The sequence below is a fragment of the Gracilinema caldarium genome (genome assembly GCF_029265695.1).
Taxonomy (GTDB): domain Bacteria; phylum Spirochaetota; class Spirochaetia; order Treponematales; family Breznakiellaceae; genus Gracilinema; species Gracilinema caldarium_A.
The window spans coordinates 41,801-66,427 of the sequence record NZ_JAJUHW010000006.1 but is presented as its reverse complement, the minus strand read 5'-3'; the positions used below and the strand labels follow the sequence as shown (position 1 = coordinate 66,427).

Here is a 24,627-nt window from a genome sequence, read left to right as displayed (position 1 = left end):
ATCTGTATATGAAAAATATCGGCCCTTGGTCTTTTTACCGTGAAGCTTTGCATATTGCCCTGCCAGTCATGATGCAACAGCTTATCATGAGTCTTGTGTCCCTTATCGACAACTTTATGGTTGCCGGCCTTGGGGACGCCAAGATGGCAGCAGTAAACGTGGCCAACCAAATCAACTTTGTATACCTCGTGGTCCTCTGGACTCTTTGCGGAGCCGGAGGCATTTACCTTGCCCAGTTCCGCGGAGCCAATGATGCAGAAGGAATGAAGCAGGCCTATCGGTTTAAAACTATTATGGCCCTTCTTGTTTCGGCTGTTTATTTTGTTATTCTCTGGACAATTCCGGAACAGCTCATTGCGGTCATGACCATGGGGAATTCCGCTCAACAAGAAATTGTTTCTTATGGGGCGGGCTACCTTCGCCTCATATCTTTTACACTCTTTCCCATTGCCATATCTACCGCGATCGGAACCGCATTCCGAGAGATAGGGCTTCCTCGTATTCCCCTCGCCATTTCTGTAGTTTCTACCTTGGTGAATACAGCGGGTAATTATATTTTAATTTATGGCAATTTCGGTGCTCCCCGGCTGGAAATTACCGGAGCTGCCATCGCAACCATTGCTGCTCGGCTCATAGAGGTTGGTGCATTTCTTATATACATAAGGCTAAGGAACATCGATTTTTATGTTCCCTTCCGAAAGCTTCATCATATTAAACCGCATCTTATGGGCGAAATACTCAGTAAGTCCGGCATGATGCTCCTTTCTGAAACAACCTGGGTAGTATCAGAGACAGTGGTAACCGCCCTTTATAACAGCCGGGGCGGTGCGGAAGTGGTGGCAGGAATGGCTGCAGGCTGGACTATTGCAAATATCTTCTTCCTTGTTTTTGGCGGCATCCATGCTGCTACAGCCGTTGTTGTCGGCGGTGTTTTAGGTGCAGGCAGGCTCGATGAAGCGAGAAACAGGGCAAAGTGGCTTAAATTCGGCTCTTTTATTGCAGGTATTGTTGTCGGCCTTGGGGCGGTTTTATCAACCATGCTTATTCCAATCGTATTCGGTAACTTAACCGCCAATGCGCGGCTTATCACAAGCGGACTGGTGTTAGTTATCGCATTCTATATGCCCATTTGGACCGTACTGAACGCTCAGTTTGCTATTTCCAGAGCAGGAGGTGATACAGCCCTCGGCATGTATGTAGATGTTTCGGTTAATACCCTACTCTTTGTTCCAGGGGCCTTTATCCTTACCCTAGGAACCGGAATGGGACCAGTGAGCATGTTCGCCATTGTTAAAGTAACCGACGTAGTAAAATACCTTATTGCCCGATGGTATCTTAAAAAAGAGCGTTGGGTAAAAAACCTGACCCTCAACGCTGCATAGTAGTAATGTGTATAAATAAAAAAGCGGCCTCCACAGCCGCTTTTTTTATCAACCGAAGCTCTTTCAAAACTCAGAGAGTTTTGAAATTGGCTCAACCTAAACCAGTCTTTCGCCGGGTATAAATATCGTAGAAGACTGCCAATAGGAGCACCAGAGCCTTTACCACATACTGCCACTGGGCCTGAATGTTCATCAGCGACATTCCATTGTTTATCGCAGCCATAACAAGACCTCCGACAATTGCACCGATTACCGTTCCAATCCCTCCGCTTGCCGAAGCTCCTCCGATAAAACAGGCCGCAATTGCATCAAGCTCAAAGTTGTTTCCTGCCTGGGGCAATGCGGAGTTCATATAACCGGTAAACACAACTCCAGCGAGACCCGTCAGCCCGCCCATAATAAGCTGTACAACAAACACCACCAGCTCAGAATTAATGCCTGAAAGTTTCGCCGATCGGGCATTGCCGCCTACCGCATAGATATAGCGGCCGATAACCGTGTTGTTGGTAATAAAACTGAAGAGGATAATGGTCACTCCTAACACTATGACCACAATAGGAATACCCCGGTAGGTAGAAAACCGCTGGGCCAATCCCATAATCAATAGCCCTATCACCAGCAGTTTAATGATGAAGAAACTGAGGGGTGAAACCCTAAAACCATATTTTAATTTATTTTGCCGCCCCTGGAATTCAAAAATTGCGTAGATAAGAAATACCACAATACCCGCCACAAGGGCAGTATAATAGACCCCATTTATGGTCAGGGCATCAATATTGGCCATCCCCGAGGCAATCTGTTTAAAGTTATCATCCCGAAGTGATATGGGACTAACGTTGGTAATAATATAGGTGAGGCCCCGGAACAAAAGCTGGGCAGCCAAGGTTACAATAAAGGCAGGAATCTTTGCATAGGCTATCCAGACGCCTTGAAATGCACCGATCAGCACACCGATTATAATACTCGCCACAATTGTTACGAGCATATTTGCCCCGGAATTGTAGAGCATTGCGCTGATAGCCCCAATGAAGGCAGCCACGGAACCAACAGAAAGATCAATATTCCCGACAATAATAACCAATACCATACCGACCGCAAGCAGTAATATGTAGCTGTTTTGCATGAAAATATTGGTAAAATTGCGGGAATTCAGGTTTACCCCATCGGTTAAAAAGGCAAAAATGATCATAATAAGGGCAAGCATGAGAACCATAGAATAATTACGTATGTTTGCCTTGATGAGATTTCTAATGGATGATGATTTTATTGCCGTATCGCTCATACCTACTCCTTCTAGTTTAGCAATGCAATATGCATAATTTTTTCCTGGGTTGCCTCTTCACGGGTCAACTCGCCCTTAATTCTTCCCTCGTTCATTACATAAATACGGTCCGCCATTCCGATAGCCTCCGGCAATTCAGAGGTAACCATAATAATGGTTTTCCCTGCAGCAGCCATGTCGTTTAATATATGATAGATTTCAGACTTCGCGCCCACGTCGATTCCCCGTGTAGGCTCATCTACAATAAATATTTCAGGGTCTGAAAGCATACAGCGGCTCAGCGCAACCTTCTGCTGGTTTCCGCCTGAAAGATTTCGGGTAAGCTGGTTCACCGAAGGGGTTTTTATCCTGAGCTCTGTTTTAAAGCGTTCCGCTTCCCTGATTTCCAGCGATGAATTGACAACCCCCGCCTTGGAAAGTTTTGCAAGACTGGAGATTGATATGTTTGATTTTACATCCTGAATCAGGATAAGCCCCAGGTTCTTTCTGTCCTCAGAAACGTAACCGATCCCCGCTTCTATAGCTTTACGGGTATCGCTTGTATCAATCTTTTTGCCTCTCAAATACAGTTCACCCGTCGCGTGGGATCCGTATGACCGGCCATAAAGGCTCATCATCAATTCTGTTCTGCCCGCACCCATAGGTCCGCAGAATGCAACAATCTCCCCTCTGCGAACGTAAAAGGAAGCGTCATCCACCACCTTTATTGTGTGATAGTCGGGGTGATACACGGACCAATTTTTAACTTCCATTATAACTTCGGCAGGCTTATTTTTACGTTCCGGGAAACGGGTTGTTAAATCCCGGCCTACCATATCTCGAATCAGTACCGCTTCGGTCAGATTATCCTTTTTTACATCGTAGGTTGATATTGATTTACCGTCCCGGAGCACCGTAACCGTATCGGCAATTTCGAGTACTTCGTTCAGTTTATGGCTTATCATTATGCAGGTGATACCCTGTTTCTTCAATTCCAGAATAAGCTTGAGCAATTTTTCGCTTTCATCATCGTTTAAAGAAGAAGTAGGCTCATCGAGAATCAGGAGCTCTACTTTTTTTGAAAGTGCTCGGGCGATTTCTACCAGCTGCTGTTTTCCAACCCCCATTTTACTTACTATGGTGGCTGGATTTTCCTTTAATCCAACCTGCTCAAGGTATTTTTGAGATTCCCGAATATAATAGTCCCAGTCTATTATTCCTAAGGTGGTCCGCATGTGACCCAAAAAAATGTTTTCATAAATAGTTAGATAGGGACTTAGGGCCAATTCCTGATGGATTATCGCCAACCCCTCTTTTTCACTGTCTTTTACGCTGTGATAATGGGTTTCTTTACCCTTAAAAAAAACCTTTCCCTCATAGCTGCCCTTGGGATATACGCCGCTGATTACACTCATCAGGGTGGATTTTCCCGCACCATTCTCGCCGCAGAGAGAATGGATTTCACCCTTTTTTACCCTAAGGCTTACATGATCCAAAGCACGAACGCCAGGGAAATCCTTGGTCAAATTTTCAATTTCTAGTATATACTCACCCATTCCTCGGCCTGCCTTATAGAGATACCTAAAACAATTGAGGCTCTTTCAAAGCTCTGAGAGCCTTGAAAGAGCTGCATCTTTATTCTTTGAATTCCGGATAGACGCAGATCTTATCCGGAATTCAAGGATTCTTAAAACTATTCTATATCGGAGGCCTTGTAGTAGCCACTGTCAATCATAATTTGCTTATAATTGTCCTTTGTTACTACTACCGGTTCGAGTAAGTAAGACTTTACAACCTTTTTGCCCGTATTATAGGAGGTGGTATCAAGCCGAGCACCGGGGATATTGGGAGTCTGGCCTTTCAGGAGTGCATCAGCCAGCTCAATAGCAGCCTTAGCCAGGTTACGGGTATCCTTGAATACGGTCATGTACTGCTTGCCGTCTTTGATAGCCTTAATGGATGCTACTTCACCGTCCTGACCAGTAACAACGGGAAGTTTTCCGCCTGCATATTTTGCATCGGCAGAACAGGCTTCGATAATAGCCCGGGCAAGGGTGTCATTGGGAGCAAGGATACCATCCAGTACCACATTCTTCGCATCGTTGTTAAGGAGGTTTTCCATACGTGCCTTAGCAACATCGGCCCGCCAGTTTTCCGTAGTGATACGGGTAAAGTTAGCCGTATCGGAGGAACTTAAGGGAGCGGGGCCTACGATCTTCAGAACGCCGCTGTCAACATACTTCTTCAGGATATCCATGGCGCCGTCAAAGAATACCTTCGCATTGTTGTCGGTGGGAGAACCAGCGAAGAGGGTGATAAATTTGGGCTTGTCCTTCGTTGCGGCGGGGAGATTCAAAGCAGTTTCCAATGCTTTGCCCTGGAACTGGCCGACTTTAAAGTTATCAAAGGTAATGTAATAGTCATAATCGGCTGTACCAGTAATCAGCCGGTCATAGGCGATAACAATAACCTTTTCTTTTGCAGCATCTGAAACGGCCGACACAACACCTTCGTTGACCGAACCGATTACGAGCAATTTTGCTCCCTTGGTGAGCATGTCCTGAATCTGCTGATTTTGCTTGCTCTGGTCCGCGTCAGCATAGGTTACTTCTGCCCGATACCCTTTTGCTTCTGCATCAGCCTTTAATGCTGCGCCGTCTTTCTGCCAGCGTTCTACATGGGTTTCCGGCATGGCAAGCCCAATAAGAGGAGCTTTTCCACCACCGGCCACTTGCTGCTGAGAACCTGATGCGAAGGCCATAGAGCCCGCAAGACCGAGAACCAGGAATAACGATACGATTTTCTTCATAAGTCCCATACCTCCATGGTAATGATATGGTTTATTATGGACCTGGCTGCAACGATCTGAAAATCGTAATGTTTTTACAAAAAGCAGTAATCATTTTATTCGAGCTGCTTAAACTCTAATATTATAGTAATTTTTTTACATCATTTTTTTACTACATGAACATTCCGGTAAATATCTTCCCGTGAATGGAATCCATCCCGTATAACCGTTTCTTCCATATTTTCTTTATAGACAGCTATAGGTTTTTCTATATAACTTGAGATCATGGTCCCGCTTTTATTATCCATCAATAAGTCATAAGGAAAGGCCTTTCGCTCAGCAAGCGTAATGGCAAGCTGTGCAGCCCGGCTAGCCAGCTTTGCAATCGGCTTGTATACGGTCATGAGCTGGGTCCCCTCCACAACCCGTTGGCAGGAAATGAGATCCGCATCCTGTCCAACTACAGCTACTTTTCCTGCCAATCGCCGTTCCGCTAAGACCTGAATTGCCGCGCTTGCAATCTGATCATTTCCACAGGAAATAGCATCTATATTGGTGGTTTTATCAAATACTTTGCCGATTTTTTCCAAGGCTTCGTCAAAGCTCCACTCATTAAGCCATATATCCTGTACAATGCTTACAGAACCGCTACTAATAAAGGGCTGTAATACTTCCATGAGACCATTGTGAACAAGAAAACTGTTGTTATCCCGTACCGAACCATTGACGATAAGGTACTTCCCCCGCGGGACCGCACAGGTCAAGGCTTTCCCAAACAAACGGCCTACTTCTACATTATCAAAGGAAATATAAGCGTCGATAGGGACATTCATAATCATCCTGTCATAGGCAACCACTGGAATTCCCGCATCATGGGCCTGCTTAATCACTCCGGCGATCATTTCCATGTCATGGGTTATCACCACCAGCACATCAATTCGCTGTTTGAGCAAATAATTGATTTGATCAATTTGCTCCTTGGTCCCCCCGGCGGAGAGCTGCACAAGCACATCAGCCCCCATTTCTTTGGCGGTACTAGCAAAAATACTGATATCCTTATTCCATCGTTCCAAAATAAACGTGTCGGTGGCAACAGAAAAACCGATGGTCAATTTTTTGCTGTCGCTCATCATATTTCTTTTTGAACAAGAAATAAACGCTAAAGGGATTAAAAGCAGACACAGCACATTTCGAATACTTTTCATGACCATACACTCCTTTATGTATTCCTGGCCGTTTCCAGATAATCCGTGGGTGTATATCCGGTATACTTTTTAAAACATTTACTAAAATAATTGGCATCCCCATAACCAACCGCAATTCCGATTTCTTTTATATTCATATTGGTAGTCTTTATAAGCCGCTGGGCTTCCGAAATACGGAGATCCGTTACATAATCCACAAAGGGAGTAGAAAGGTACTCGGTAAAGATCCTGCTCAGATAAGCTGGAGAAACAAGAACAGCATCCGCTACCGTGCTGAGCTGTATCGGTTCGGCATAATGGTCTTTGATATAATTGATCGCTTTAAGCAAGGGAAGCGGCATTGCACTGTTCCGTTTTTCAGAAAACATATCGAGAAGATTTTCAAAATAGTCCAATCCCCAGCGTTTTATATCTTCAGCAGATGAATTATTCATAAGCTCCTGTTCTACAGGTTCACAATGGGGGACCAGCTCAGTGTCCTTATAATAATTCACCAGGTCATCGAGCAATAGGTTAAATAAAACAGCCATTTTGCACTTTACTACAGGAAGTTCATAATACTCAAACAATTCATCTACATAGGACACAAAAAGATTAGTCAATTCGTCCTTTGGTACATATCCTATTTTTTTTCGAATTTGTACAATTCTCACCCGTTCCCGGTAAAGTACTTGTTCATCGGTTTTGTTCTTTAACAAATCATGTAAGGCGCTCGTATATGAGGCTGCTAAGTTTTCTAGTGTTTCTGTTCCGCCCACACCGATAACAGTCTCTGTTTCTGGCGACACGCATTGTGTCATGATTCCTGAAAGATAAGCTTTCAGTTCATTACTTTCATGTTGCCCACCGACAAAATAAAGGCCACGGTTATTCCGTGCTGAAAAAAGACAAAAGTATTTCAATGAAATTCTCGAAGCAATTTCTACCAGTGTTTTTTCATTATGTTCTTCAATTTCAACTATACAGATACAACCATAACGGGAGCCTATTCCAAGCGTCTCTGCATACAGCTCAATTTGGTCATTAGAGAGTCCTCTGTGTGTTACATCATTAAAAAACTGTGCCAGGATTGCATCCTTTTTTTCTAATAAGCCAAGGGGACGGTTCTTCATCAACTTGGCTTTAATATCTTCCAAGGTGGAGATGAACACTTTTTTGCTTATTGGTTTTACAAGATAGGCATGAACACCGAGAGGTATTGCCCGCTGAGCAAGATCAAACCGTTCATAGGCAGTAGAAAGCACAAAAACCATCTGCGGATATTGTTCATGGACCGAATCTATCACTTTAAGGCCATCCATCCCTGGAATATTGATATCCATAAACACCACATCGGGATGCAGCTCGTGAATTGTATTGAGCGCTTCATATCCGTTTCTGGCCTTTCCTGCCAGAACAAAATCGGTTGCATATTCCTTAAGCATAAACGAGAAGCTGTCCAATACGGGCTCTTCGTCATCTACAATCAGCACGCGATACATGGATTTTTCTCCGTATCTATACAAATCTGTATGGTCGTTCCCATATCAGGACTGCTCTGAATGGTTATAACATTTGGTGTATCGGGATAAAAAAATAATAGGCGCTGAATAACATTCTCGAGCCCCATAACTTTGGACGAAGTTTCCTCTATGGGAAGCGGGTGAAGCAGCTGATCAATTTTTTCTTTTGATATACCGCATCCATTATCTTGTACAGTCAGGTATAAAAACCGATCTTTGAGTTCTCCCCGAACTTCTATAATTCCCTCTTTTTCTGTATTTTTGAATGCGTGCACTATGCAATTTTCTACCAGGGGCTGAAGAATCGAAACAGGAACCTTGTATAGATCCTGAATATCCTCAGGGCATTCCAGTATAAGCTTTAAATTTTTCGGAAAACGCAGTTTAACAATGTAAAAGTAATAGCTGATTCCCTCTATTTCATGACGAAGGGGAACAATAATATCCTTGTTCCTGATGTTATGCCGAAACAGGAGCGAAAGGTACTCCATAAACTCCGCTGTTTTTTCCGCCCCTTCCACTATTGCAAGCTGCATACCCGTATTAAGCGTATTGAACAAAAAATGGGGGTTCATTTGTGCCTGCAGCGTATAGGTTTCCATTCTGCGGAGCAGGTCTTCCATTTTAAGGTTCCGCATCCGCTCCTGCATATATTCCTGCTTAATCGTTTCCTGCAACCGTATTTCTTCTATGTAATGGCTTATTTCCTTTTTCATTTTGTTAAAGGCATCTATAACATGATCAATTTCATAAATAGAACTTAAGGAGACATCTTCCACAGTAAAATTCCCCGCTGAGATTTCTGTTGCCATAGCAGAAAGATGCACCATTGGACCGGTCATTTTTTGCACCGAATACATTAATAGCACAACAGAAAACAGGGATATACAGATGATGAACAAAAGATTTGAAAGGATGATATTCTGGGAATATCGGATAAAATGACCGTAGGTGTCTATTTGGCTTTTAAACCGTTCTGTACTTACATGCTCAATTTCTTTGTTTATATATACTAACAGAGAGGTCATTTCTGCATATAAACCAATATAGCCTTCTATGTTTCGTCCCCGTTTTTGTTCCACAACCACATCTGCCATGTCTAAATATCGCCGAATAAGACTGTAGACGGTCTGTTCACGTATTGAATTTAAATCATAGGTTATGGCAGCCGGTTCCGGGAGAACCTTGCGCAAATTTTGAGATTCTATGAGGTATTTTGCCAGCGCATTGGAAGAGCGGGTAGAAAGATATTCCAATAATGGCTCTTGGTATGCGAGAAAGGCCTCTTGTACATTTTTAAGATACCGCTCCTTCTGAAAGCTCTGGTCCGCATATTTTTGCAATTGAACGGTGGAATACAGAATATACGCGGTCGATACAACCAATAAACCGAAGACTCCAAAAATACTGACAACCATCTGCATCCAGAAGGAATTACGAATATTCTTCTTCATAGAGAGCTTTTCTCCAGTAATTCCACCCCCGTATCTACTGTAGCAGAGGTAAAACCAACGGTAACAAGTTCTACAAGAGATTTAACTGCCTGGTACCCAATTTTTTCTGGATTTATTACCACCGAAGCGGCAATAACCCCTTTACGAATATACTCCCGAATTGTTTGATCATTTCCAAACCCGACGAGCTGGATACGGCCCACCGCATTCATATCTATTAACGCTTGGGCAGCCGCTATGGTATCGCTTGAATCGGTAAAAATAACCTGTTGTACCTGAGGATATTCTTTGATGAGCCGGTCAATCAATGCTTCTGCATCGAGGGGGTTCAAACTCGTCTCAAAGCGTTCAAGAGCTACAAGCCCTTGTACCTGCAACTCGGTTCTAATGCCGAGTTCAACCAATTCTCTGTCCGCAAATATTCCAGGATTTTTTTGACTGTATACGATAGCAATATGGCTTATCGTCTGTTCTGACTGTTTAACAATGTGGGCCATTTTTTTACCCACATCATAATTATTAAAACCAATAAAAGGCGCAGGTTTATCGCTTCTCACCGAATGATTAATGACAATGACATGATTTTTTTTATTTTGAATTTGTCCTATCTTGGAAACAATGACCGGATCTTCGGTGTTGGGACAAATGACATACCCGTTAACTTCAAGAAATGGTGCCTGTTGGATTTCGTTATCCAGAGGATCTACCGAGTGGTATAATAGCACCGCTTGGTATTCCTTTGCCGCAAGTTCAGCTCCTTTAATAATATCTTGAAAATACCTGCTTTCTGTTCTTGGTATATAGAACGCAAAGAGGTACTTTGGCGGAGCAGAATCTGTGCGGCCTCTCCCCAGACTGTCCAGATTAACCAGGAGAAACAGCGATACCGAAAGGGCTGCAAGACTTAATATTCCAAAAACGACCAACCCTAAAAAAACGATTCGTTTCACCGGACCAGTATACTACACAATCACCTAACCGTCTTCATTAGCTTTTGAACTGCTTTTCGGGTCGATTCAAAGGCTAAAGATTCTAAGACAACATTATTCAAAGGAACAGTGCATATTTCTGAGACTTCAGTCTCATTTGTTGCCAAGCGGGATACAGCAGGGGATTTTCCATCAATCAAAAAAAACGTATCACAGGTATGGTACAGTATGCCGTTATACCTATAGGTATTTGGAAATGAACAGAAATAGTGTACATCCTGCATTTCAGGGGTCCAGCCTATTTCTTCCACACATTCCCGCAGCAAGGCTGTTTCCAATGATTCCTCGGGGTCCACAAATCCGCCGGGCAGGGCGTATTTACCTTTCGCAGGCTCCTTAGCCCGTTTTATAAGGAGAAGTCCGCCTTGAGTCATCACTAAGGCTCCTACTGCGGCGGCCACATTATGAAACAATTCAAAACCACAGGAAGTACAATAGATACGGTGATTATTTTCAATAACTGGCTTGCCTTTTCCACAGCGGGGACAATGGCTAAAAAGCGGCTCTAATCCATCAATCTGCATACCCCTCCCCTTGCGTCTGGTACCCTGCCTTTTTTATACTGGGACCATGATTCATGAATGTACTATTCGGGTTCGCACCTATGAATGCGATGCCTACGGACACGTCAATAATGCCGTATATCTTCACTATTTGGAATATGCCCGTTATGAATATCTGCGGGCTATCGGATTCGATTATCCCGGTGTGATTAAAGCTGGTTTTGGCCTCTATGTGGCACGAGTGGAAATTGATTATAAAAAATCGGCCCTTCCAGACGATGAACTTACCATCCAGTCGTGGCCGATTAAACGGGGTGCGGTGAGCGGCGTTATGGAACAAAAAATCCTACGAGGTTCGGACCTCATTGCAGAGGCTAAGGTTACCTGGGCCTTTGTAAATGCCGAGGGAAACCCCACAAGGCTGCCCGCCCAATGGGATGTCCCAGGCTTACATCCGGATCGCTAGCCAACACCACTTAGGCGCCCATGAACAATTTAACATCCTCCTTCACTGTTCCGATTCCAGCAATTCCAAAATTGTCTACCAGTACCTTTGCCACATGAGGAGAAAGGAAGGCTGGAAGTGTCGGCCCCAGATGTATGTTTTTAAATCCGAGATACAAGAGGGCCAATAACACGATAACCGCCTTCTGTTCATACCAGGCGATATTAAAGCTAATGGGAAGCTCATTTACATCGGCGGCCCCAAAGGCTTCTTTCAGTTTAAGAGCCGTGAGGGCAAGAGAATAGCTGTCATTGCACTGACCAGCATCGAGGATACGGGGTATGCCGCCGATATCGCCAAGATTAAGCTTGTTATAACGGTATTTCGCACATCCTGCGGTAAGAATAACCGTATCTTCTGGCAGCGCTTCGGCAAATTCGGAGTAGTATTCCCTGCTTTTCTGCCGGCCGTCACAACCCGCCATGACAAAGAACCGTTTTATTGCACCATGCTTCACCGCATCAACAACTGCTGGGGCAACCTTTTCAACCGCAGCATGGGCAAAACCGCCGACAAGGGTTCCCGATTCCAGAGCTTTAGGAGGCTGGCAGGTTTTAGCTAGAGCGATGAGGGCAGAAAAATCCTTTTTACACCCTTCTTTTCGATCCGCAATATGGACACAGCCGGGAAATCCAGCCTCTCCGGTGGTAAAGACCCGATGCTTATAAGATTCCTTGGGAGGCACAAGACAATTGGTGGTAAGCAGCACCGGACCGTTAAAGGCCTCAAATTCTTCAGTCTGTTTCCACCATGCATTACCATAGTTACCTACAAAATGGGAATACTTTTTAAAGGCTGGATAATAATGGGCAGGCAGCATTTCTCCATGGGTGTACACATCAACTCCCGTACCTTTGGTCTGTTCCAGGAGTTCCTCCAAATCCTTAAGATCATGCCCAGAAATAAGAATACCCGGATTATTCCGTACACCCAGTTGAACAGTAGTAGGTTCAGGGTTGCCGTAAGCGGTAGTGTTCGCAGTATCGAGGAGGGCCATGGCATCCACTCCATATTTACCGGTTTCCAGTACCAAAGCCGTTAATTTTGCACCGTCCAGAGAATCATCAATAGTGGCAGCCAGTGCACGTTCTATAAAGGCTATAACGTCCGCATTGGTATGCCCCAGATTAATGGCATGCTCCATGTAGGCAGCCATACCCTTTAGCCCGAAAATGACTAGACTTCGCAGAGCCCGTATATCCGGGTCTTCAATGGCAAGAAAACTTGCTTCAGTCCAAACAGAAAGTATGGCCTCTTCTGTGTCGGCGGTAAAAGTAATACTCGGATGCAGTGGAGTTTTGCTAGTTCCTTGAAACTTTATTCCCTTCAAAGCAAGCTGTTTTTTTAACTCTTCGCGAAGAGAGATCGCATTTCTAATACGGGTGATGAACACAGCCTTGTCGAAATTTGCATTGGTAATAGTTGCAAAGAGGCCTTCTACCAAAGCAGTAGCAACTTGGGGATCCACAATACCCTGTTTCCGGGCTTCCTGGGCGACAAAGGCGAGCCCTTTAAGGGAAAACAATAGAACATCCTGCAGATTGGAAACCGTTTCATCCTTACCGCAAACACCCTTGATCGTACAGCCGGTACCCTTGGCCGCTTCCTGACATTGATGGCAAAACATACTCATAGTATCCTCCAAATATGATTATATGCAAAGGATACTAATTCAGTATGTTTTTATCGGTAACATAGGTTACCGTTTTAGTAATTTTTATTTCCAATCTGCTTAAAAAGTGCAACTTCAGGATGTTCCATAAAGGGCTTAAGAAGCTGTTTTGTCCGATCGGGCAAACGATCCATAAGGTTCTTTCGGTTCCCTTCATCCATACGGGCCAGGGTTGCTGCGAGCACCCGCAGCTGGGCATTTAAAAAGCCCGCTGTTTTCATCGATACCTTGTTTTCTTTTGCAAAGCGATAATCCTCGTTAAAGGCTGCAAACATGATATCCCGCAGCAAAAGGTTCCAAGATTCGGTTGTGTTCCGACCCTCAGGGTTGGCAAGTATTTTCTTAAGCCGGGTTTTAAATTCTGGCATAACATATTTATCCATACAGCTTATATCAAAGGCTGTATGCCGAATCTGTTCTGCCTCATAGCGGAAACGGTCCGTCAGGTTCCTCAGCCATTCAAAATAGCTTGCGGTTACACCGGCCCCGTTAGCCAGAAAATCGTATAAAACAGTTACTCCCCGTTCTGCTAGTATCTTTTCTGCCCGGGATGTGTTGGGGCCATTGGCGCCGCAAACTTCGAGTTTTGCCTGGATCTTATGTGCATTATCCTCAGTCACCGCGTTTTCCAGAGCCGCGGGGGCCACAATATCGCAGGCTATTTCGAGCACCTTGGAGCTCCCTTCCAATCCCAACACACGCTCCTTTACATTTTTTGTTGCATGAACGCAGGATGCCCTGAGCGCCTTATCAGGATGATTTCGGGAGTTTTCTACCGCCGCCAGAACCTCTGCCATATCAAGGTCATCGCCAAAAATGGCTCCTCCCGCATCGGCAATCGCGATGAGTTTAACCCCATAGGGCATAAGGGATGTCAGCAGAGAACCGCCGACCTTGCCGGAACCTTGGACCGAAAGGGTTTTACCGTTCAGCAAGGCGGGATACACCTGTTCTGATAGCAGCTTCCATTCGTCCGCAGAAAGGAGCCTGCCATACACAGGAGCATCTCCCGCTTTGTATTCGGTTTTGTCGTATGCAGCCTCCGATTCTTCCTTAAGAATCATTTCCTCGGTGATAGAACAAGCCTTTCGCAGTACCCGTTCTTCTTTTTCGGACAAGGGCCTACTTGGTTCCCATGCACCGTCAAGGAACAGGTTACCTACCGCAGCCAGCACCGCATAAGCCATGCCCAAACCCGTTGCGGCTCCCCGGGCTTCGATACCAAGTTTAGGTTTCCCTGTAATTTGGGCCGCCGTCACCAGTTCCAAATAGGTCTCATTCCGAACGAGCTCGCCAATGATGACCGGATCAGTCCAGTCCACATCAAAATGTTCAGCCAGCATCCTGCGGGCTTCCTGAACCGATACAATGCGCGGCCCAATCATGGTAACCCCCGGCTTGAGGCCGTAGGACATAACCGCCAGATCCCGCAAGGCACTTTTAAAACCTTCGAACATATGTCCGATTTCTTTTGGACCGCACCCCACATCTCCTGCGGGAACATCCCTCATAGGACCTGAAACCAAGAAAAGACTGCGGCCAAAACTGGAAAGGGTATCAAAATAATCAATGGCAGACCCCTCAAAGGTACGGGGATTCAGCATGAGACCGCCCTTTGCCCCCCCGTACAGAATACGGCTGCGGGCACATTTCCAGGTCATCATGAACGAAAGAGCCGCTACTTCGTCAAAACTGACTATGGGGTCAATACGCAAACCACCCTTGGCTGGTCCCCGGGCAATAGAATGTTTAATCCGATAACCGGGAAGGTTGCTGGAAATACCATTTGCCTGGGCGGTAACAAAGAATTCGTCAAAGGCTTCATAACCTAAAAGGAGACGAAGTACTTCCGGGCTCTCGTCAAAGCCAGCAAAACGGGCAGCCTCCATAAAATCGGTTACACTGTTAAGGTAAAAACTGCGGCTTTCAGGTCCTGCACCGACTGTTCCGTTCTGTTTGCACAGGGCTTTAAGTTCCTCTATCGCCTTCATCGCATCATCGCTGTTAGACCTGCTGGGAAGCCTGCGCAGTATAGTTTCAATTTTTTCTTCCAGGTTCCTTTTTGCGCTTGAATGAACCGTTCCAGCCCCCGTCGCACTTACAGTAGATTCTTCTATTTGGCCGGATACAATGGCTTGCCCGAGTGCATCCTCAAGCCCATTAAGATTGTAACCAGGGTCAAAATAGGTAGAGAAAATGGCCACATCTCCCTGGAGATGGCGGAATAAATCAAAATAGGTCCGCCGTAAATTTATGCCCCGTTTTTCAAAAACCCGGAGTACCTGGGGAATAAACTCGTGCCCCGGATTCGATACGCCAATCATGATACGGCTTGATTTTTCTATACGGCCAATATCATCCTCGTATTGCACATCGGAAATATCTATAACCGGGCCCTGGGCATCTACAATTCGGTTATAAAAAACAAGATGCCGCTCGGACCGTTTTGGTTCCAAGGTCGATTCTATTTCTTCCAAAAGATACCGGGACGAAAGGCTTTCGATAAACCGGCTAGTATGGGAGAGGTCACGGTTTTCTCCATAATAAGCAAGATCATTTTTTAATTTTTCTACCGCCGCAGCCTGCTCAGGGGTAAAGTGCGCCGGTTCCTGGCTTATCTTTTCCAGACTGACTATACGGACCCCATTTACCGTCGATTCGGAATCAAAGGAGGCTATCCGCATGTTCATATTTTCTTCTATAACCCGTTCAAGCCGTCCGGGATAATCGCGTCCAATATTGATAAGATAGGTGATAACCCGGGAGTCATCGCTTACATGGTAAATCTGTCCCACATTGGAAGAAAGCAGCTGGGTAATAATAAACAAATGCCGGGCTATTTCTTCCGGTGTATTGGAATAAAAGTACCAATGGGGCAACTGTTCATCACTCAGATAATCTGCCAGGATTTTTTCCCGGGTATTTATATCAAGCTTGTAATTGGTTTCCAGAATGGTACCAACCCGTGCCTTTACACCCTTTAGATATGATGCCAGATACCGAACCTTTGCTTCAGCCATAGAATAGCCTCCCACCGTTAATCCTAAGACTGAAACAAAGAATTTGCAAGAAAAATCGCTTTTGGACTATACCAATTATGGTCCAAAAACAAAAAGGACTACATCATCGAATACCAATGCTGCAAAACAGCCCGGCGCGCCTGATCTCCCGCAGGCCCCTCATCCCTTAAAAGATGATGTTTTCCCCCCTTTATCATTTCTATTCGTTTTTTTTCGAGATGCTGCTCTAAAAATGCAATGTTATAAGGCCAATCAACAACCGTATCCATATCGCCTTGCAGTATTAAAAACGTACCGGGGAGCATAGACCACAGTTCAGTCCCTGCAACATACCGTTCAAGCGCATCAAACCAGCTTACCGGAACCTTATCAAGATAGAGCGGGTCCCGCTTAAGCAAACCATAATAAGTATGACTTTTTGGCAGCCCCGCATTTCGTCGAGGCAATGTACTTATGGCTCCCTTAAAAAGCCGTTTTGCCACCATGGAAGGTTTCCACAGTACAGTCCGTACCAAGGGCGCTTCAAGAAGGCTCCATTCAAAGGGATTCCCATGCTTTGCAACATAAAGGAGTTCCACCGCACAGCCAGTAGAATGGCCTGCAAAACGCCAGGGCTTGGCCCAGGGCCGATACTGAAGAACCGTTTCCAGAGCAACTGCATATTCGTCAAAATCATCGATATGGGCAGGACTTCCGGTAGAAAAACCATGCCCAATCAAATCTATACCAACGACAGTCCATCCATGCTCTACCGCCTGAGATATAAGGGGCAAACGGAGCGCAGTATGCTCCAGATATCCGTGAATAATAAACAGGGTGCCCTTTACATTAGGTTGGCCGGCAGGAATAAAAGTATGAACGGCTACTTTTTGGTTCACCTTTGTATCCACGAGGTCATAATTCCACCGGCCTGTGGTATCATTCCAGCCATAAAAAACACGGAAAGCGCTATTTGTGGGATTCCAGTCGGGTGGTATTCTCATAGTACTAATATACGCTTTTATACCTACCAGGCATAGCAATAAACACAGCGGGCAGGACAGGTGCGATAGGCGCCGATATCAACACTTTGGTAACATCGGCAGAAAGGCCGTTGGGCTGGATCTTTTTTAGCCACCGCACCAAACAGATTTCCATCCACACAAGCATGAGCTTTTATTCCGAATCGTTCAAGGCAGTGAGGTTCCGCACAGCTAAAGAGAGGAATTTTATATTGATGAGCCGCTGCTGCAATTCTTTCAATCGCCTCTTCTGCTTCGGGAGACAAATAACCCGTATCAGAAAAAGTGGAGAACCGAGTCAGCTTCTCGTTTGCCTCAAGGGTCCGAAACCTCACTTCACTTTTTTTATAGGGATCATAAAAGCTAATAATGCACCGATCAACATAAGAAGCCAGGCGGATTGCTAAATACCGGAACATTTGTTCATGATATTCTGCGGTTGTTAGGGAACTTATTATGATGGGATCGTAACGCCAGAATACCCTGTCTTTGCCAATGAAAGAACTTAACCGGCCCATTCCAACAACAACACGCTCAAGATCGGGTGCCATCGGCTCAAAAATGTCTGGATACCCCGTGATGCTTACCATTACATAAAAGGAATATCCCTTTTCTTTAAGCAGCCCTGCTGATTCAGCAATATGTTGGGGATCCCTGGTCCAAAACACAAAACCATCCACATCATGAGGCTTCAGCGAAATAATCTTTTTTTGCTTTGCATTAAACGGGTTACTGATAAGCGTTTCACCCAATTCAATTTGTTTTAGAAACCAGTCCCAATAAAATCGAGGAATATCGGTACGTCTTGAAACACTGATAATCATACAGAACCTTTACGTTAGCCATGATATCGCATATACTATTCTAAGAATACCGCAGGGAATCATCCCTGTGTACCGTCGGTAGCCAGAACCACCCCTTGACAGGATTGGTTCCTTTGGCTATATTCCAGTCAACCTTTTGGGGGTGTAGCTCAGTTGGCTAGAGCGTTTGAATGGCATTCAAAAGGTCAGGGGTTCAATTCCCCTCACCTCCAAAAAGTTCCTTCCTTATTTAAATCCAATGGGTAACACAATATTTAATGGCGAGATGGATCCGGAAATTGCGGCTCTGCTCGGTGTTTCGTCCGCTAAAAACGGGTCTGCTTCTGCATCGAACACTCCTGATTATTCAGATCTTTTCGGTGATGAGAGCATAGACACCCCTAACCAGATTGAAGTCGATTTAACCCAAAACACCTTTCCTGAAATCACAAAACAATACGCTACCATACCTGTTACCACCTTTTCTGATCCAGATTACTATAAAAAAGCCCTTTCAGGAGAAGGCGATATTGCCCAACGGGTACACACCATACTCCAGAAATTTTTAACCACCAAGGATCCTAAAGACCGCGGTGTTTACCGTCAGCAGCTTACCACCGCCTATTGGGATTTTCTTCTTGGTATTGCACGAAAAACTCCTGGTAAATTATCGGACTATAAAAAATTTCTCCTTCGGTTCGGCATTTTGCATCCGAACCTTCTTGCCCCCGAAGACCGAGATCTATTTTCTAAACTAATTGTCGATAACGAACTTAACCAGCCAATCTATTATCTTGATGAATGGTTTAAAGCTATCGGCACCGGGATTATTAAAAATTCTACCACCGACGAGGTCCGGGTCGCGAAAAACAACGAAGCAACCCGATTAAAACAGCTCCTCGAAAAAGCAGAAGGTCGGCGGGACGCGGCGCGGAATTTGTTAAAAGCAAAAAGTGATGAACGGGCCAGCTATGAACGGGCACTTCTTGACGCAGTTAACATTCTTTCCCAACATACACCAATTCCCGGTTTTCCCGACCTGCAGTCGGTCTATACCGAAGTTCAGCGACGGGCTTTCAGCGATATACAGGAACTCCTTAAAAACATGGCAAAGGCCGACCGTGAACTGGATTCTTTTCTTAAAGAATTTTCACAGGCCCAGGCCGATGTACAAACACTGGAAGACAAGGTGCGGGAAGCAGGCGCTGATGTTGCGGTTGATATAAAAGCAATCGATACCGAATTTGACAGCGTTCGCCAAATGGTAAAGCTCACCATCGGCCGCCAGGGAAATCACTTTCCCATCCTTACCCGTGAATATTTTCGCTGCGGACCGAATGAAATTGCCACCCGGGAAAACGTTATCAAACAGCTTGCCTGGATAGAAAGCATAGACCCCGAAGCGTTCTGCCGTTCTTATAAAAATAAACTGAACCGTATTGTTCCCTATGTCATCCTGGTACCATCTTATGGAGAATTTGGTATCTGCTGGGAACCCTTTGACCGATTTAACCGAGCAACAAGCCGTGGCCGCATCGCGATTCCCATGTACCCCAAAAACCTTTCCCTGGCTATTCTGTCTGCCGTAGGAGATCTTCGCTGGCAGGTAGCAAAAGAAAAGGCCTCATATTATTGGATGGAAGAGGGTCTCACCGGTAACTATTACCAGTGGTTCACCTCTAAAAAACTAAAAGGGGACGTGAAAGAATACTTTATCCAGGACTATATAATCTGGATGACCAAAGAAAGCGATGCGATACAAAAACTCGAAAAAGAGGTACGGGCTATTTTCTGGAGATATATTCCCTTCTCTCAGCCGATTAAGGACAAACTTAAGGGACGCAGTTATATTTACCAGGAATTGTATCAACGGGATATAAACCGGTCCCTCTCCGACGGATATTAATCTCTTTTGGGCGGCCTGTTGCGCTTTATAAGGGGATCAAAATATTTATCTGTCTCAAATCGTTTGGTAAACGCTTTAAGCGCATATCGGTAAATTACAAAAGAAAGCACTATCGCACCAATAAAAACAATGGGAAGGCCGATTGCTGCGGTTTCCTGGGGTAAGAGCGGTGCAAGCAGCCGTCCATAAAGGATAAGCAGCACCACAAAACACGCAACCGTAATAACCACATTAAACACAGTGGCCACCAGCATAAATACAATCGTATTAGCCTTTTTATTCACAATGACTCCTTCCTTGCCGATTTAGAATTGATAAACAGCATACTAAGCACCAGCAGAATACCGCAAACAACCACACTGGAATCGGCAATATTAAACGTAGGCCAGCGGGCAAACCCAAGAAAACCATATACATTAACACTGATAAAATCGACAACCCCATCAGGGCGCCAGATTCGGTCTATTAAATTGCCAAAGCCTCCGCCAACAATACCAGCCACAACCCAACGTTGTAACAGGGTAAACTCATCGGATTTAAAATAATAGACAAGTAAAACCACGATTACGATAAGCGGCAAAATAATAAACAAGAGGGCTCGCAGCTGATCTGGCAGCCCGTCACCAATGCTAAAGGCAATGGCTTTATTACGAACATGGATAATCCATAAAAAATCATTGCCAAACACATCTTTAATAAAAGTACCCTCCCGGGGCCACCGGGACACAATAAAACTCTTCGAGACCTGATCTGCAAGGATCACCGCCAGGGTTAACAGGAAGGGAAGCATTTTTTGCTTTTTAAATTCCATTCTTACAGCTCCTTTTTACAATCCCGTAGGAATATCTAAAAACTCTACTTCAAGAGACGTTTCATTCGCCAATTTTTCCATAACCCGCCTGACACCCCAAACCTCGGTAGAATAGTGGCCTCCGGCGATCATGTTAAGTTTGCCTTCTATTGCGTAGTGATACACACTATGGGAACTTTCCCCGGTAATATACAAATCAAGACCTTCATCAACAGCCTGGAAGGCTTCCATCGGCGCTCCGCCAGAAACAACTGCACAGGAACGAATCTCCTTTTTACCGAAGGGGAACACCCCTATCGGAGGCCGATCCATAAAGCTGATTCGTTTCACCGCTTCTTCTATAGAAACGGGCTCTTTGAATATTCCCTTGTAGCCTATTTTCTGATCATGGTAGAGACCAAAGGGTTCCCGCTGTTCAAGACCAAGCAAGTCTGCAAGAACAGCATTGTTTCCTACTTCGGGATGCTGATCTAGCGGTAAATGAACCGCATAGAGGGCAATGTTGTTTTCAAAGAGAACCTGCAATCGGGTCCTCATAATTCCCGTCAAGGCTGTAGGTTTTCCCCACAAAAGTCCATGATGCACAAAAAGCATCCCAGCACCCCGCTGGGCCGCTAACGTAAATGATTCCAGGCTTGCGTCTACTGCAAAGGCAACCTTTTTTATATCACTACCATTATTATCCACCTGCAATCCATTCACCGAGTCGTCGCAACGGGAAAAACCTTCGATATCCAAAAATGAGCGAAAATATGCATCAAGCTGTTTAGATGTCATTTCCCCACTACCTCCCGTGGATTATAGCTCTTAATAAAATCATTATATTCAATATAGACATCTCCCGATACAGGAATTGATGAACACGACGACTCGGCATTTCCGATCGATTGGCGTTCGATACTGCAAATAAAATTGGAAATAAGCGCCACCGTTGCATCAATATAATAGCCTGAATTGCGCACCCTGTTTCCATCACCGCCCATAAGGGCTGAATAAACTGGATACTGCATAGGAACATCCGAATAATCAAAAGGGCCAGCGCCGGTAAGGGCTGCTATCACCGCAGGGGCTTGAGCCATATGGACAGTTCTCACGAGAGTTGCATATCGGCTGTCCCTTTGATCGGTCAGTTTTATTTTATCCGAAGCGAGTATTAAAAGCGGTTTTTGTACTGCCGGTATAGTTCCGATATGCACAGCAGGATGGGGCCGCAATGTTTCTAAGAGCATAAACAGGCCTGAAGTTTTTCCGCCAGAATCGGGGAACTCAAGCACAGAATACAGCGGGCCCTCCACATTTATTATACCAGCAATGTTGGTCTCAGCATGCTCCGCAGTGTACTTAAGAGCTGCAGCCCCTCCAGCCCCATAACCGACAACATACAGCTTTTCTGCCACTTCTATATTTTTGAGAAGAAAATCAAGGGCCTCCATCCGGGCCTTTTCAAAATATATTCCATATTGATGGGCTGCCTTAACCTGGAGCCCTGCAATAAAACTCAGTACATAGGATCCAGTATTTCGTATTGATGGAAAAATCGCCTTATTGAATACATCATAGGCGGGAATATCTATACCAGGTTGTGAAAAGGTAAGAACAGAAAATCCGCAAGATTTTAATGCAACACAAATGGTGTCAACAACTTCCACAGATCCATTTACCGGAGGAATAAGCAGTATCGTTCCCTTTGGTTCATTCTCTTTAGATACATATTTTCTAACAAAGTACTCGGGGCTTCCGTTTTGCCCTTTTAAAACCATTGTTTCATATGCTAATGCATCAGAAGTGGGCCTGGTATAAAGCCCTTCCTGTGGCGAGAAATGGATAGCTATAAATCCAGCCAGACCCAAAAAAAGAATCCCAATGCTGACACGTATCAGCGAGGGGTTTCGATCTTCATCGATTCGGAGCCCCTGCATCAAAGAAATAAGCATAGGTATACGAAAAACAGCAATAAAAAAAAGCACTATACCTAAGGGAATAATCTCAGGCCGAAATCCATAAACAAAAGAGCTAACAAATATAAGAAGTAATGCGAGAAAGGGAAAAAAAAGAAATCCGGCCACATCCCGGATACTTTTAAAAAAAGGCCGCAGGATTTCCAGGGCAACAAGACCGATGATAAGCCAAATAAGTAGAACCAAATCGGACACTAACGGTTTCCTTCTTTGTCCAGAAGGGTATCCAAATTTCCGTAAGTCTTCAATAGGGCAGCAAAAACGACATTGGTGTCCTTAAGAGAGGTAGAAATCTGTTCAAGGGAATTTAAACCATCGGTGAGTGCGGTTGTTTCTTCCCTGATAGATCCTGAAATCTGATTCAGGAAAGCACCCGTTTCGTCTATTGATTTCGCATTGGTCTGGAAACTATCCAAAACAGTCGAAAAGGATTGTTTAAAAGACTCTAGAACCTTGGTAAATCCCTGCAATTCCTTTGTTATTTCACCTACAACGGATTCAAAATCACTAATGGTCGCCTCAATCGTCTTTGCAAAATCACCGGTTTGCCCAGCTAAAGTACGGACCTCATTAGCAATAATCCGAAACCCTTTGCCCACATTGCCCGCCCGGGCAGCTTCGATAGAAGCATTGATGGCCAAAATATTAGTCCTGTCCGACACATCCTGAATTGAACCAGTTACCGATGCAATACTTTTTGCCTTCTCCGCCAGATCCGCAAACAATGCAGAAAGCCGTGCAGTTCCTTCAACCGCCTGGTTAATATCTTGAACCCGCTGGGTAATTTCAGCACCCGTACTGGCATTTTTAGTTAAAATGCCATCCATCATTGCATCAATTTTGTCAGCATTATTTGAAGTAGTTTGGCTCGTAGCCCGAATTTCTTCAAAAGCTGCTACAATAGAAGAAAGGCTGGAACCAATACGTTCAAGATTGTAACCAATAATATCTAATGAGCGAAGGGTGACCGTATTTAATACGATGCTTTTATTATAACCTCGTACAAATTTTCGAATCGCCAGAGAACTGTTTTCGAAAGAAGTCGTATTTTCCGTCATGGTATACCCTGTCCCTATTTATAGATGGATTCGATAGTATCGATTCCGCAGGTAAGCTTACCCAGCCAATCAAGAAAGGCTGAAACCGCATCCCCTCGATATACACCCCCATGCTGGGCTGCAATCAAGCGGGGTTTTAATTCACGGACCTGACGCACCCACAAAGAGGTTACTTTATTAGAGGCCATATATCGTTTATGGAAGGGCTCAATAAAGGGCAATGCAGCGGTGAAATCATCTATAAAAAGCTGTTCCTTTCCTGCTGGGAACACTGCAGCTCCAATATCACCGGAGAACAAAATGCCAGACCGTTCATCAAAGGCCGAGTAATTTCCTGTAGAATGTAAAAAGTGGGCAGGCAGAAAACGCAGAAGTGCCCCAGAACCGAATTTAAAAGTGTTACCAAACTCTTCTATCCCAACCATTCTGCTCTGATCCACAATACCGAAGTGGGGCAAAAACCGAAGCCAAAGGGAGCTGACATAAATCTTTGCAGAAGTCACCCCAAGCCACAGGGCAATACCAGAGGATACATTCGGATCCTGGTGAGAAAAAAATATTGCATCGATTTTATCAAGAGCTATATAGCGGCTAGCAACCGCTACAACCCGGGCAAAGAGGTGAATGCCACCCGGATCAAGAAGGACTCCGCGGCCTTTATCAATAATAAGATATTGATTGGTTTGCACGACCCCAGAAGCACTTTCCGGATCAGCTCCAAGCCAAATAAACATGTGATCCGTATCTTGATATAGAATTTTGCCGTTTACCTCATCTGCAGCAATCATATGTATCCTCCATCATCCTTG

At 44.8% G+C, this 24,627-nt stretch carries 21 protein-coding genes and 1 tRNA gene; 4 read left to right on the top strand and 18 right to left on the bottom strand.

Annotation, left to right across the window (positions count from 1 at the left end; all coding sequences use genetic code 11):
* The first annotated feature begins 8 nt into the window (after nt 1–8).
* Nucleotides 9–1,382, top strand: a complete 1,374-nt coding sequence (locus Q7P68_RS03670) for an MATE family efflux transporter (protein ID WP_304222958.1) — start codon at nt 9–11, stop codon at nt 1,380–1,382.
* Nucleotides 1,383–1,473: 91 nt separating this feature from the next.
* Here Q7P68_RS03670 and mmsB read toward each other — a convergent pair whose 3' ends face one another.
* The 8 genes from mmsB to Q7P68_RS03630 all read right to left on the bottom strand — a co-directional run bounded on the left by mmsB (nt 1,474) and on the right by Q7P68_RS03630 (nt 11,105).
* Entirely contained in the window at nt 1,474–2,664 is a 1,191-nt protein-coding gene (gene mmsB, locus Q7P68_RS03665) for a multiple monosaccharide ABC transporter permease (protein ID WP_304222956.1), read from the bottom strand.
* Between the two features lie 11 nt (nt 2,665–2,675).
* Nucleotides 2,676–4,199, bottom strand: coding sequence for an ATP-binding cassette domain-containing protein (locus tag Q7P68_RS03660; RefSeq protein ID WP_304222953.1), 1,524 nt, complete (start codon nt 4,197–4,199; stop codon nt 2,676–2,678).
* A gap of 137 nt (nt 4,200–4,336) precedes the next feature.
* Nucleotides 4,337–5,452, bottom strand: a complete 1,116-nt coding sequence (locus tag Q7P68_RS03655; RefSeq protein ID WP_304222952.1) for a sugar ABC transporter substrate-binding protein — start codon at nt 5,450–5,452, stop codon at nt 4,337–4,339.
* Between the two features lie 140 nt (nt 5,453–5,592).
* Nucleotides 5,593–6,636 carry a D-xylose ABC transporter substrate-binding protein gene (locus tag Q7P68_RS03650; protein WP_304222950.1) on the bottom strand — a complete coding sequence of 348 codons (1,044 nt, stop codon included), beginning with the start codon at nt 6,634–6,636 and terminating at the stop codon, nt 5,593–5,595.
* Between the two features lie 14 nt (nt 6,637–6,650).
* Nucleotides 6,651–8,117 (bottom strand): response regulator transcription factor, encoded by a 1,467-nt coding sequence (locus Q7P68_RS03645; RefSeq protein WP_304222947.1) that lies wholly within the window; start codon nt 8,115–8,117, stop codon nt 6,651–6,653.
* Nucleotides 8,102–9,592, bottom strand: coding sequence for a sensor histidine kinase (locus tag Q7P68_RS03640; RefSeq protein WP_304222944.1), 1,491 nt, complete (start codon nt 9,590–9,592; stop codon nt 8,102–8,104). Before Q7P68_RS03640 ends, Q7P68_RS03645 begins: the two co-directional genes overlap by 16 nt.
* Entirely contained in the window at nt 9,589–10,542 is a 954-nt protein-coding gene (locus Q7P68_RS03635) for a sugar ABC transporter substrate-binding protein (protein ID WP_304222942.1), read from the bottom strand. The genes Q7P68_RS03640 and Q7P68_RS03635 overlap by 4 nt, the downstream gene beginning before the upstream one ends.
* 20 nt (nt 10,543–10,562) lie before the next feature.
* Entirely contained in the window at nt 10,563–11,105 is a 543-nt protein-coding gene (locus Q7P68_RS03630) for an NUDIX hydrolase (RefSeq protein WP_304222939.1), read from the bottom strand.
* A gap of 46 nt (nt 11,106–11,151) precedes the next feature.
* Between Q7P68_RS03630 and Q7P68_RS03625 the strand changes: the two genes are divergently transcribed.
* Nucleotides 11,152–11,550 (top strand): acyl-CoA thioesterase, encoded by a 399-nt coding sequence (locus Q7P68_RS03625; RefSeq protein ID WP_304222936.1) that lies wholly within the window; start codon nt 11,152–11,154, stop codon nt 11,548–11,550.
* Between the two features lie 10 nt (nt 11,551–11,560).
* Here the strand turns inward: Q7P68_RS03625 and hcp are convergent, their stop codons facing one another.
* From hcp to Q7P68_RS03605, 4 genes are all read right to left on the bottom strand, one after another.
* Complete coding sequence (gene hcp, locus Q7P68_RS03620; protein WP_304222933.1) at nt 11,561–13,222, bottom strand: hydroxylamine reductase; 1,662 nt, start codon at nt 13,220–13,222, stop codon at nt 11,561–11,563.
* Nucleotides 13,223–13,296: 74 nt separating this feature from the next.
* The gene (locus Q7P68_RS03615; protein ID WP_304222910.1) at nt 13,297–16,281 is read right to left on the bottom strand and encodes a Glu/Leu/Phe/Val family dehydrogenase; all 2,985 of its coding nucleotides are present in this window, start codon (nt 16,279–16,281) and stop codon (nt 13,297–13,299) included.
* A 98-nt stretch (nt 16,282–16,379) separates the two neighbouring features.
* Complete coding sequence (locus tag Q7P68_RS03610) at nt 16,380–17,264, bottom strand: alpha/beta fold hydrolase (RefSeq protein WP_304222908.1); 885 nt, start codon at nt 17,262–17,264, stop codon at nt 16,380–16,382.
* Between the two features lie 23 nt (nt 17,265–17,287).
* Entirely contained in the window at nt 17,288–18,106 is an 819-nt protein-coding gene (locus Q7P68_RS03605) for a DUF1848 domain-containing protein (RefSeq protein ID WP_304222905.1), read from the bottom strand.
* Nucleotides 18,107–18,244: 138 nt separating this feature from the next.
* Between Q7P68_RS03605 and Q7P68_RS03600 the strand changes: the two genes are divergently transcribed.
* Both Q7P68_RS03600 and Q7P68_RS03595 read left to right on the top strand, forming a co-directional pair.
* Nucleotides 18,245–18,318, top strand: a tRNA-Ala gene (locus Q7P68_RS03600).
* Nucleotides 18,319–18,344: 26 nt separating this feature from the next.
* Entirely contained in the window at nt 18,345–19,991 is a 1,647-nt protein-coding gene (locus Q7P68_RS03595) for a hypothetical protein (protein WP_304222903.1), read from the top strand.
* Here Q7P68_RS03595 and Q7P68_RS03590 read toward each other — a convergent pair.
* The 6 genes from Q7P68_RS03590 to Q7P68_RS03565 are packed head-to-tail and all read right to left on the bottom strand — an operon-like array spanning nt 19,988 to nt 24,606.
* Entirely contained in the window at nt 19,988–20,275 is a 288-nt protein-coding gene (locus Q7P68_RS03590; RefSeq protein ID WP_304222900.1) for a leader peptide processing enzyme, read from the bottom strand. The genes Q7P68_RS03595 and Q7P68_RS03590 overlap by 4 nt on opposite strands.
* Nucleotides 20,272–20,802: a signal peptidase II gene (lspA, locus tag Q7P68_RS03585; RefSeq protein WP_304222898.1), complete on the bottom strand. Its 531-nt coding sequence runs from the start codon at nt 20,800–20,802 to the stop codon at nt 20,272–20,274. Before lspA ends, Q7P68_RS03590 begins: the two co-directional genes overlap by 4 nt.
* A 15-nt stretch (nt 20,803–20,817) precedes the next feature.
* Complete coding sequence (locus Q7P68_RS03580; protein WP_304222896.1) at nt 20,818–21,579, bottom strand: Nif3-like dinuclear metal center hexameric protein; 762 nt, start codon at nt 21,577–21,579, stop codon at nt 20,818–20,820.
* A complete protein-coding gene (locus Q7P68_RS03575) occupies nt 21,576–22,955 on the bottom strand; it encodes a hypothetical protein (protein ID WP_304222893.1) in 1,380 nt (459 codons plus the stop codon). The genes Q7P68_RS03580 and Q7P68_RS03575 overlap by 4 nt, the downstream gene beginning before the upstream one ends.
* On the bottom strand, nt 22,955–23,818 hold the full coding sequence (locus Q7P68_RS03570; RefSeq protein ID WP_304222891.1) for a methyl-accepting chemotaxis protein: 864 nt from the start codon (nt 23,816–23,818) through the stop codon (nt 22,955–22,957). Before Q7P68_RS03570 ends, Q7P68_RS03575 begins: the two co-directional genes overlap by 1 nt.
* A gap of 14 nt (nt 23,819–23,832) precedes the next feature.
* Nucleotides 23,833–24,606 carry an oxygen-binding di-iron domain-containing protein gene (locus Q7P68_RS03565; RefSeq protein ID WP_304222888.1) on the bottom strand — a complete coding sequence of 258 codons (774 nt, stop codon included), beginning with the start codon at nt 24,604–24,606 and terminating at the stop codon, nt 23,833–23,835.
* Nucleotides 24,607–24,627: the final 21 nt, after the last annotated feature.